This window comes from Bacillota bacterium (genome assembly GCA_013177945.1).
GTDB lineage: Bacteria > Bacillota > DSM-12270 > Thermacetogeniales > Thermacetogeniaceae > Ch130.
This window is the reverse complement of the sequence record JABLXW010000005.1, coordinates 19,342-29,257: the sequence shown is the minus strand read 5'-3', so window position 1 is coordinate 29,257 and position 9,916 is coordinate 19,342. Positions and strand designations below refer to the sequence as shown.

Here is a 9,916-nt window from a genome sequence, read left to right as displayed (position 1 = left end):
GCGGAAGCCAGGATAGCCCGGTAACAGCTCTGCTTGCTAAAGGTGAGGGTTGTTATGTATCATTTTTATAGCACCTCCGGATCCTTGTAGGAGAGGGTCAGGTGTGGTGTATAAAAAGTTCTTTTTTCAAAAAATTAATTATAGGGAGAACGATTGAGGCAGGAGAAAAGATGGGTCTCGTACCGAGTACGATTGCGAGCAACGACCTGGTTTCCGTGGAGCAGGAGCTGGTGGATATTTACCGGCGCGCCTATTCTTCCATGCCCTTTTACGCTTACACGAAGCAGGTGGAGATTGAGCACTACCTCCACTGGTTGAAGAGGAGGGCGCGCGAGGGGTTTTTGGTTGCCCACGTCGGGCCGCGCCCTGTCGGCTTCATTGCTGTTGACGACAGCTGGCACACCTGGTACGGGGAAGAGGTGGGGGAGATCCACGAATTCGTTGTGGATCCTGCTTTTCAGGGCCGGGGCATCGGCAAGCAGCTTCTCCGTGCAGGGATTGAATTTCTAAGAGAGCATGGGGCCCGGAGGATCGAGTTGTGGGTGGGGGAAAAAAACGAAAAGGCGCAGGGCTTCTACCGCCGGGAGGGCTTTTGGGAAGAGGGGAAGTGGGGAAAATGGATCCGGATGCTGAAGGACCTGGCGCGGGAAGGAGCGTAAAAAAACCGGTTCCGGACGGGAACCGGTTTGGGCTTTTTCTCTGAAATGTCTGCAGGCGCTAAAGATAGCTCCGGAAGAGGGCTGCCAGGATGTGAGCAGCCGCCCTTACCTCTTCTAAGTCGACATGCTCAAAAGGTGTGTGGGAAACGGCGAGGCTCCCGGGGCCGAAGACAACTGCCGGGGCGCCGGCTGCCGCAAAGTTCTCCGCATCGCTCCAGCTCCGGAAGCCGCCAAGCCGCGGCGCTCTTCCCAGGACGGCGCGGGCCTCCCTCTCCAGCTTTTTGATTACAGGCAGGTCTGCCGGAACCTCAAAGGGGGGTGAAAGGTCGAGAAATTCGTAAGCGGCCCCCCGGGCACTCAAAAAAGAGGCCAGCTCCTCCTTTATGTCCTGAATTTCCTGGCCAGGCAGGACGCGGAAATCCAGGTTTAGTTCGCAGAATTGGGGAACCACAAGCTCGGCTGTTCCCCCGCTGATCTTCTGGATGTTAAAGTTGTTTTTTCCGAGCAGAGGGTGCTCTGCCCGGAGAAAGGGAAGCTCCCTGACGTCGGCCAGGAGTTCGGAGGCCTGCTGAATTGCGTTTCTCCCCGTCTCCATTTCACTTCCGTGGGCCGGGTAGCCGGTCAGCTTGATGGAAACGGTGATCGATCCTGCCTGGGCGGGGCAGATGGCGAGCCCGGTGGGCTCCACGGCGATTACCTCAGCCGGGCGGAAAAATGCTGCTGCCGCGGCAGAACCGATTGCCGTTTGTTCTTCGTCAACGGTAAAAACCACCGTAACCGGCCAGTTGGAGAGATCCCTGCCCGTTTCTTTCAGGAGCTCCAGGGCTGCAATCAGGGAGGCGATTCCCCCCTTGGCATCGGCGCTTCCCCGTCCGAAAATGCGCCTTCCCTCGACCCGCGTCAGGCAGGGGCAGCCCTCGATGACGACCGGGACGGTGTCGACGTGGGCGTCAAGGAGGAGCGCGGGTTCCGGAAGCGGGTTGAGAACGAGGTTGCTGCGTCCGGGCGCCGCCTCCTGGCGCATCTGAGGCAGGCCCAGCTTCTCGAGCCGTTTTTCCAGATACTGCAGGAGCGGCTCTTCAGCCCCGCTCTCGCTGGGAATCTCGATCAGCTGCAGAAGTGTTTCCTGCAATTCCAGGAGATCGATTTTATCCCTGACGAGCCTTTCCACGGCGACTCCCTCCTTTAACCGTCTTTTAAATTAAGCCATCCCTTTTATTCCTTGCCGCGGAGTCTGCGGATCCGCTCTTCGACCTGCGCCAGTTCTTCCTCCAGCGACCTTTTGCACTCTTCCAGGTGCCTTTTGTATTCCTCCAGCATTTCGACCTCCTCCTCCACGCTCGGGAAGGAGCCGAACCTTCCCCAGAAGGGGGGCGCACCCCAGGCAAAGCCGAACCCAAAGGGGCCGCCGAACTTCCACCAGAAGCCTTTACCGGGCATCAAAATCCCTCCCATCAAAAGTCGATTTCCTGAAAATCGGCTCCCCGCCTGCCGGGGGAAAGCGGTAGTCTCCAAACTGGATCTCCCGGATCTTTTCGCCCGCCGGAAGAGGGGAGAGAATTTTGATTTTCTCACCTGCGAAATCCACACCTCTCACGATCCCCAGGGACCGCGCCCTTCCCAGTTCGTCGATGAGGGCCACCAGGACCCCCTCGAAGTAAGATGGGTGGTACTGGAAAATGCGGCTCCGCCCCAGGCCCAGGGAGGTGCGCAGCCAGAGCAGCTCATCTTCGCTCAACCGGTCCCCTGCGACCACGAAGCTCCGCTCGGGGGAGCACTCCATCCAGAGGATTCTTTTTTCAAGGGAGCGGGCGATGTTCTCCCTCCATTCTTTCGCGAGCGGCTGTCCGGTGCCAAGGATGCTCCGGGAAAATGCGACCTCGCGCAAGGAAAACTCGTGTTCGAGGCTTCCCTCAAAGTACCGGCGCCATTTTTCCTCGCGGTTCCGGGCGCGCGCCTCGAAGGTTTTGCGCCGGACCTCAGGCGCCACCCGCAGCCTGAAAACCAGGCTCCTCCGCTCCCAAAGCCGGACCAGGCCTTCAAGCTCTCTCCTGCGTTGAAAGAAAACGACGGCCTCCGGCTCTAAGATGTCCAGCTTGTACTCTTTGAGCGTCCTGCCCAGCCTTCCCTGCACCAGGCCGGTTGTGTCGACGACGATCCTGTCGGGGCTCCCGCTTTTCCGGGCCAGCTCCACCATCTTTTTGGCGCCCACCACGCAAGGGAGGAGGTGCCCCTGCGGGCTGACCGCTCCCACGAAGTAAAAGGAGGCCATGGCCACATCTGAGAGCTCCTCGATGGGGCGCTCCGGAAAGCCGAGGCTGACGGTCCCGGGGGGGCCGATGCTCGACTGTCCGATGTCGGCATCAACCACCGCACAGGAGAGGCCCGCCTTCAATATTTCGTTTACCAGGTAGGCGGCGAAGGTCGTCTTTCCGCTGTCAACTTCTCCTACCAGGACGACCAGGCGGCCTCTTTTCAGGATTTCCGGGGCGCTTTCCTGCCATTCCCGGGGGCAGCTCCCTTCTTTCATGGTCTCTTCCCCTTGCGGATTTGTGGCCTGGTTCCACATTTCATTTTACAATACGCGCAGGGGTTGATCTAGAGTTCGCGGTCATGCTTTGACTTAAACCAAAAGGGATTTAAGTCGCGCGCGGTGAAGTCTTAACTGGATCCATCCGGCTGCGGCTCTCCCTTTTTCAGGGGAGCCTGCCTAAAAGGAGGTTTGACTGGAGATGAAGGTGATGGTGATCTATCATAAGGACTTCGGAGAGTACGGGCACCCGGTTTTGAAGGAGCGGGTGGCCCCTTCTTTTGAAAGTTTAAGGGATCTGGTTCTCGAAAACCGGATCCAGGTGGCCACTCCTGTTCTGACTCCCGAGGTCCATGCCCTGATCGAACAGATTCACACTCCCGAGCACATCGCGGAGGTGAAAGAAGCAGGGTTCTACTACGTTGCGGCCCTTTCCTGCGCCGGGGTCGTTCAAGGGGCTGCGGCGCTGGCGGAGGGGGAAGCGGAGGCGGCCTTTGCCTACGTGGGGGCCGCAGGCCACCACGCCGGCCGCAGCCATTTCTGGGGCTTCTGTTATTTAAACGATGTTGCGGCTGCAGTTCTTCACCTCAGAAAAAAATACGGGCTGAAAAGGTTTCTCGTCCTCGACGTCGACCCCCACTTCGGGGACGGCACGCGCGACCTTTTGGGAAAGGACCCCGAGGTAATTCACCTGAACTTTTACGCCGGCTGGGACAGCAGAGCCGACGAGGTTTACCACAACTACGACTTCGGCCTGAGGGCGGCCGATGACGAGGCTTTTCTCAGGGCCCTGGACGAGGCCTTCAGCCGGTCCTACGAGTTCGATTTTATGTTCGTGATCTTCGGGCATGACTCCCATTTCAAAGACTACGGAGGGTTTCGCCTCACCGACGCCGCCTACCCGGCTTTTGCCGCAAAGGTCAAGCAATTTGCGGCGGGGAAGCCTCTGCTTTTCGTTTTAAGCGGTGGCTCCCGCGCCGATGTGGCAAAGGCTGCCATCCGCAGCATTTTGCTTGTTCTGCTGAATTCTCAGGCCGGCTGAAAAGCTCCCGGCGCTTCAGGATCAAGAAGCGGAGAGCCGCAGCCCAGGCAGTTTCTGGCGCATTTTTTGTTCCAAGAGGGACCGCCCCGGAAGCGTGGGGACCCTTGACTTTGGGCGCGGTGCAATCCTTCAGGCGAAGCGGGTAAGGAGACCCGGGATGGCCCGGATAAAACTCCGGCTTGTTCCAGAAGAAAAACCGTTGGCCGGCCGCCGCGCGTTCCGTGCCCCCCCATTTTTTGCTCGCGCAGGCGCAGCATCGTGTTCAGATTTCTGCGGCGATGGTCCCGCCGGACTTTTCTTCGGAAAGTTTCTTTCCTGTTTTTACAAGCAGGCAACTTTGTGGTATAATAAAATTGCTTGTAAAAACACCCATTGGTATCTCTCTATCTGGCTCTTCGGTTCTTTCGCGGCACCTTCCCGAATGACCCAGCTGCTTTTTGTAAAGTTTTTGTAAAGGTTATATAAAAATTCGGACTGAGAATTGTAAATAAAATAGAATGAGGGTTTACGCTTTCAATTTGGGGAACTGGTGTTCTGGAGGCTGGTTCCAGGTTGCCTGAAGCTAAACAAGCGAGGAGGTAGGGACTGGTGAAAGTGGCAATGCTGCACTGGGCTTTTCCCCCTGTAATTGGAGGCGTAGAAACTCATCTCGTCCTGTTGGGGCCGGAACTGGTCAAGAGGGGCTGGCAGGTGGACCTGCTGACAGGCACCTGCGGGGGAAAGAGAGAGGAATTTTACTGGGAGGGAATGCGCGTCCGGCGCACCCCCCTGATGGACCTGAACTCCCTCTCCCCTGCTTCCATTCAGGCGCGGCGCCAGGAAATTGCAGAGGAGATCACCTCTTTTCTTGAGCAAAGCAGTCCGGATCTGATCCATGCCCACAACATGCACTATTTTTCTCCGGTTCACGCCCAAATCCTGGGAGAATTTAAGGTTCACGCCGGGGTGCCCCTCCTCCTGACCGCCCATAATGTTTGGGAGGACAGGCTCTGGGAGGAGATGCTCTGGTGCGCCGGCCAGTGGGATGGGATCATCGCCGTCAGCTCCTACATCAAAAAGGAACTGGCGGCCTCCGGGTATCCCGAAGACCGGATCACGGTGGTCCACCACGGGATCGATCTGAACCGGTTTCCGCCGGCGGATTCCGAAGCCCAGGAACGGGCGCGGGAAAAATTCCCGCAGCTGAAGGGAAAGCGGGTGATCTTTCATCCGGCCCGGATGAGCTTTGCCAAGGGCTCTCACCTTGCCGTCCAGGCGCTGAAAGAGGTGAAGAAGGCTTTCCCCGAGGTCCTGCTCGTGCTTGCCGGGACGGAGCAGACTGTTGACTGGGACCGGGTGCGGGATCGGGAAGTGGCGCAGATCATGGCCCTTGTGGAAAAACTGGAGCTTGCCGGGCATGTTTTTGTCCGCTTCTTTTCCTGGGAAGAGATGCCTGCCATGTATCAGGCAGCCGATGTCTGCATTTATCCCTCCTGCTTCGAGGAGCCTTTTGGAATCGCCCTTTTGGAAGCGATGGCTTCAGGGCGCCCGGTTGTTGCCAGCAAGGCGGGAGGGATGCCGGAAATCATTGAGGACGGGAAAAGCGGGCTCCTGATCGAAAAAGGAAGCCACCGGGAGCTTGCGGAGAGGCTGATCGCTCTCCTGGAGGATCAGAAGCTGGCCCGGACCCTGGTGGAGAACGGGCTGGAGAGGGTCCGGACTGCCTTCACCCGGGAAATCATGGTCGAACGGACGCGGGCCGTTTACGAGCAGGCAGCGGCAGGGAGGATCAGTCTGGCCGAGACCGCTGCAACTAAAAATCACTGAGAGAGGAGACGCGAAGTCCCTTGTCGATCTGCCCTCTTTATCCGCTGGACATCTGGCGGATTTCACCCCAGGAGATTCAGCCCGTCACCGAGGTCCTGAAGGAAGGTGAGGTTTTTCTCGTTTCCCTGCCAAGCGGGGAAATCACCCGGGAGAACCGCGCCGGCCTGGGCCTCTACTACATGGATACCAGATTCTTGAGCTGTCTCGAGGTTTACCTGGCGGGTACGAAGCCTGTTTTCCTCTCCGGCATCACCCGGGGAAGCCACTTTTCCCAGATCGAGACGACGAACAGCGAGATTAAAACTCCGGAGGGGGCGGTGATTCCCCTGCAGACGCTCCACCTCAGGACCCTCCGGGTTTTGAAGCACAGCCTGTACCAGCGCATGCGCTTTGTAAGCTTCGCGCCCTGCCCCGTTTCGATCCGCGTGCGCTTCGTCTTCTGTGCCGACTTTGCCGATATCTTTGAGGTCAGGGGGGCGCGCCGGGCGGCGCGGGGCAGCTATGACCCCTTAACGATCCGGCCCGATGGCTTCCTTTTTTCCTACCTGGGCAGAGACCAGATCCGGCGCTCCACTCTTGTTGCTTTTTCTCCCGCGCCGGCTCAAATCTGGTCTGAGGAGGGCCACGGGATCGCCGAGTTTGAGCTGAACCTCCCTCCCCAGAAAAAGCGCTACATTTTTCTCCAGGTGACCCCTTTTATCGAGCGGCCCGGGGAAAAGGCGCAGGCGCCCGGGGTTTTCGGCTACTGGCCGGGCAGCCCGCGGGAGCTGGACAACATCGAGATCGCCTTCCCCAGGGCCGCCTATGAACTGGAGAAGAGCTATGCGGAGTGGCGCCGGGAGTGCACCTCCTTCACATCGGACAACGGCCATTTCAACCAGATGGTCAGCCGGGCCGTAACCGACCTGCGGGCCTTGATGACAGATTACGCCGGAATGGGGCGGATTGTGGATGCAGGCATCCCCTGGTACGCCACTCCTTTTGGGCGGGATGCCCTGATCACCTCCTGGGAAACTCTGATTCTCAATCCCGAGATCGCGAAGGACTCCCTCCGCTTTCTGGCCGGCTACCAGGGGCAGAAAATCGATTCCTGGCGGGAGGAGAGGCCGGGAAAGATTTTTCACGAAATCAGGCGCGGCGAAATGGCGTGCGCCGAAGAAGTTCCCCACACCCCTTACTACGGCTCGGTTGACGCCACCCTCTGGTTCGTTATTCTTCTCGCCGAAGTGTACTACTGGACGGGGGATCAGGAGTTTTTAGAGGAAATGGCCGGCCCCCTGTACAAGTGTCTGGACTGGTACCGGAAGTACGGCGATCTCGACGGGGACGGTTATGTCGAGTACCTGAGGGAGTCGGAGCACGGGCTCACAAACCAGGGGTGGAAGGACTCCTGGGATGGAGTGGTGGACAAGGACGGGAGCATTCCCCGGGGGCCGCTCGCCCTGGTGGAGGTCCAGGCTTACCTCTACCTTGCGCTCCGGTATGCTGCCGATCTGATGTTCGTCCTGGGTGACTACAGAGAAGGGGCGAAGCTGCACCAGGAGGCCTCCCGGGTGCGGGACAATTTCCTGCGGGATTTCTGGCTGCAGGATGAGGGGTTTCTTGCCTTTTGCCTGGATTACAGGAAGCGCCCCTTGAAAACGATTGTCTCAAATGCGGGGCAGTGCCTTTTCACCGGAATCCTCCCGGCGCCCCAGGCAGAGCAGGTGGCCCACCGCCTGTTCGCCCCAGACCTCTATTCAGGCTGGGGGATCAGAACGATGAGCGCGGCCGAAAAGGCTTACAACCCCATGAGCTACCACAACGGCTCTGTCTGGCCCCACGACAATGCCATAATTGCGCAGGGCCTGCGCCGCTACGGGCAGTTTGCGCTCCTCGATCAGCTTCTCACCGACGTTTTCGAAGCGGCCCTGTTTTTCCCGTACTACCGGCTTCCGGAGCTTTTCTGCGGCTTTGCCCGGCGCGAGGTGGGAGGGCCGGTCCGCTACCCCACCTCCTGTGATCCTCAGGCCTGGGCGGTGGGAAGCATCTTTCTGTTCCTGCGGGCGATGCTGGGTTTAAGCTGCCGGGAAAAAGAGGTCCGGGTGGGGAAGCCCTTTCTCCCGAAGTGGTTGAACGAGCTTTACGTTCAGAATCTTGCGGTGGGGTCGGGGCGCGTCGACCTGGAATTTGCCCGAAGCCGTGGGAAGACCTTTTGCAATGTGATCAGGTGCGAGGGTGATATCAAGGTTACCATCCAGCCTTAAAAATTTAATTGCCCGGTCCGGGGCAGAAAAGACGGAAGGAGGAGTGGTGATGGAAAGGGAGCTGAAGAGCCTGGAATGGCTGAAAGGCACAAGAGTTGTGCTGGTTTCCAACCGTGCCTCGGTCGTCTTGCAGGAGACATCCCAGGGCCTCAAAGGGGAAAGAGCTTCGGGCGGCCTGGTGTCCGCTCTGGAGCCCCTTGCGGCCGCCGCGCAGGGTGTCTGGGTTGCCTGGGGAGGGCGCTCCGGACGGGATTTTCCCGGAGCAAGAATTGGTGTTCCTCCGGGTCACCCCCGTTATACTTTACGGGAAGTCATTCTGACTCCGGAAGAGGTTGAAGGTTACTACCATGTCTTCGCAAACAGGGTTCTCTGGCCTTTATGCCATTACTTTTTGGAGAAATGCAGCTACAGCCCGGAGGCCTGGGTCTGCTACCGGAATGTCAACGAAAAGTTTGCCGAAATCGCCTGTGAGGAGGCTGCAGCAGGAGGGCTCATCTGGGTGCACGATTACCACCTGGCCCTCGTCCCCGGATTTATCCGGAAAAGAAACGCACGCGCCAGGATCGGATTCTTCTGGCATATTCCCTTCCCCCATCCCGATTTCTTCTGCATCCTTCCCCAGGCAGAGGAGATTCTCGCCGGGCTTCTGGGGAGCGACCTGCTCGGTTTTCACGTTCCGAGGTACTGCCGCAACTTTCTGGACGCGGTGGAGCTGGTCCTGGGGGCGCGGGTTGACCGGGAGAGGGGCGCCGTCTACTGGGAGGGGCGCAGGGTTCTCGTCCGGAGCCTCCCTGTTGGTGTTGATTATGAGGCTTTTGCGGGGATCGCCCGGAGGCCTGAAGTGCGGACCCGGGCGCGCCAGCTTAAGGAGCTGCTCGGCACCGAATACCTGGCCCTGGGTGTCGACCGCCTGGATTACACCAAGGGGATCAAGGAGAGGCTGCTGGGGATCGAGCTTTTCTTCGAGGAGCATCCCTCCTACTGCGGCCGCCTGACCTATGTCCAGATTGCCGTGCCCACCCGTTCCGGTGTTGCGGAATACCGGAGCCTCCGGCGCGAGGTGGAGGAAATTGTGGGCCGGGTGAACGGGCGGTTTGGAAAACCGGGCTGGACGCCGGTTGTTTACCTTTACCGGGCCTTCGCGCGCCCCGAACTGGTTGCCTACTACCTGGCCGCAGATCTTCTTCTCGTTACACCCCTCCGGGACGGGCTGAACCTCGTTGCCAAGGAATATGTGGCAAGCCGGGCAGGGAGCGGGGTCCTCATCTTGAGCCCCTTTGCAGGAGCGGCCGAGGAGCTTGCGGCTGCGCTTCTGGTCAATCCTTACCATCCGGAGGAGATCAGCGACTGCATTAAGTACGCGCTGGAGATGCCTGAGGCGGAGAAGGCGGAGCGGATGGAGGCTCTTTACAGCGTTGTTGCCCGCCACGATGTTTTATGGTGGATCGACAGCTTCCTCACTCTCTGGAGAACCGGAGGCGCGGAGCCGGTCCTGAAGGTGTTCCGGGGCAGGCAGGGGAGCGGGTTCCGGTTCCCGCTGAAGACCGCCGGTGCCAGAGAGCGGGGACAGGAGGCGAAGGCCGCTCTGGGTGCTTTTTGGAGCGGCGAAGCAAAGGAGAAGGAAAGTTTTTAA

The 9,916-nt window shown here is 59.1% G+C and carries 9 protein-coding genes; 6 read left to right on the top strand and 3 right to left on the bottom strand.

Annotation, left to right across the window (positions count from 1 at the left end; genetic code table 11):
• Positions 1-170 precede the first annotated feature (170 nt).
• Positions 171-659: a GNAT family N-acetyltransferase gene (locus HPY58_04335; protein ID NPV28879.1), complete on the top strand. Its 489-nt coding sequence runs from the start codon at positions 171-173 to the stop codon at positions 657-659.
• 58 nt (positions 660-717) lie between these two features.
• On the opposite strand, the gene HPY58_04330 is transcribed toward HPY58_04335, so the two are convergent.
• From HPY58_04330 to HPY58_04320, 3 genes are read right to left on the bottom strand one after another with little or no spacing between them, the layout of a single operon-like run.
• Positions 718-1,830: a M20/M25/M40 family metallo-hydrolase gene (locus HPY58_04330; protein NPV28878.1), complete on the bottom strand. Its 1,113-nt coding sequence runs from the start codon at positions 1,828-1,830 to the stop codon at positions 718-720.
• Positions 1,831-1,874: 44 nt separating this feature from the next.
• Positions 1,875-2,114, bottom strand: a complete 240-nt coding sequence (locus HPY58_04325) for a hypothetical protein (GenBank protein NPV28877.1) — start codon at positions 2,112-2,114, stop codon at positions 1,875-1,877.
• Positions 2,089-3,189: a hypothetical protein gene (locus HPY58_04320; protein NPV28876.1), complete on the bottom strand. Its 1,101-nt coding sequence runs from the start codon at positions 3,187-3,189 to the stop codon at positions 2,089-2,091. The genes HPY58_04325 and HPY58_04320 overlap by 26 nt, the downstream gene beginning before the upstream one ends.
• 202 nt (positions 3,190-3,391) lie before the next feature.
• Between HPY58_04320 and HPY58_04315 the strand changes: the two genes are divergently transcribed.
• The 5 genes from HPY58_04315 to HPY58_04295 all read left to right on the top strand — a co-directional run bounded on the left by HPY58_04315 (position 3,392) and on the right by HPY58_04295 (position 9,916).
• Positions 3,392-4,231 (top strand): histone deacetylase, encoded by an 840-nt coding sequence (locus HPY58_04315; protein ID NPV28875.1) that lies wholly within the window; start codon positions 3,392-3,394, stop codon positions 4,229-4,231.
• A 157-nt stretch (positions 4,232-4,388) separates the two neighbouring features.
• A complete protein-coding gene (locus HPY58_04310; GenBank protein ID NPV28874.1) occupies positions 4,389-4,685 on the top strand; it encodes a hypothetical protein in 297 nt (98 codons plus the stop codon).
• Positions 4,686-4,819: 134 nt separating this feature from the next.
• Positions 4,820-6,037, top strand: a complete 1,218-nt coding sequence (locus HPY58_04305; protein NPV28873.1) for a glycosyltransferase family 4 protein — start codon at positions 4,820-4,822, stop codon at positions 6,035-6,037.
• Between the two features lie 44 nt (positions 6,038-6,081).
• On the top strand, positions 6,082-8,283 hold the full coding sequence (locus tag HPY58_04300) for an amylo-alpha-1,6-glucosidase (GenBank protein NPV28872.1): 2,202 nt from the start codon (positions 6,082-6,084) through the stop codon (positions 8,281-8,283).
• Between the two features lie 49 nt (positions 8,284-8,332).
• A complete protein-coding gene (locus HPY58_04295; protein ID NPV28871.1) occupies positions 8,333-9,916 on the top strand; it encodes a trehalose-6-phosphate synthase in 1,584 nt (527 codons plus the stop codon).